The sequence below is a fragment of the Gordonia amarae NBRC 15530 genome (genome assembly GCF_000241345.1).
Lineage (GTDB): Bacteria > Actinomycetota > Actinomycetes > Mycobacteriales > Mycobacteriaceae > Gordonia > Gordonia amarae.
Genome location: NZ_BAED01000057.1, coordinates 1 through 509, shown reverse-complemented (window position 1 = coordinate 509; position 509 = coordinate 1). Strand labels below are relative to the sequence as shown.

The 509-nt window shown below is 72.3% G+C and carries 1 protein-coding gene; it reads left to right on the top strand.

Annotated elements, in window-relative coordinates:
• A partial coding sequence (locus GOAMR_RS15870; protein ID WP_005190007.1) for a beta-ketoacyl [acyl carrier protein] synthase domain-containing protein occupies positions 1 to 509 on the top strand: 509 nt, incomplete at both ends.

Genomic DNA, 509 nt, shown 5'->3' with positions numbered 1-509 from the left:
CTGTGCCATGGATCCCCAGCAGCGGCTGTTGCTGGAGACCTCGTGGGAGGTCTGGGAGCGGGCGGGCATCTCCCAGGCGGCGCTGCGCGAGAGTGACACGGGTGTGTTCGTCGGCGTGATGCACGGCGACTACTCCACGCGCCTGGACAGGCACGACCTGGAGGCCCATCTGGCCCTGGGATCGGCGGGCAGTGTGGCCTCCGGCCGGATCAGTTACGTGTACGGCCTGCGCGGGCCGTCGATCACGCTCGACACCGCGTGCTCGTCCTCGCTGGTGGCCCTGCACTGGGCGGCGCGGGCGCTGCGCTCCGGCGAGTGTTCCCTGGCGTTGGCCGGGGGTGTCACCGTGATGGCGACGCCCAAGGCGTTCGCGGCTTTCAGCCGGCACCGCGCGCTGTCGCCCGACGGCCGCTGCAAGTCGTTCTCGGCCTCGGCGGACGGCACCGGCTGGGGCGAGGGCGTGGGCCTTGTGCTGCTGGAGCGGTTGTCCGACGCCCGCCGCAACGGAC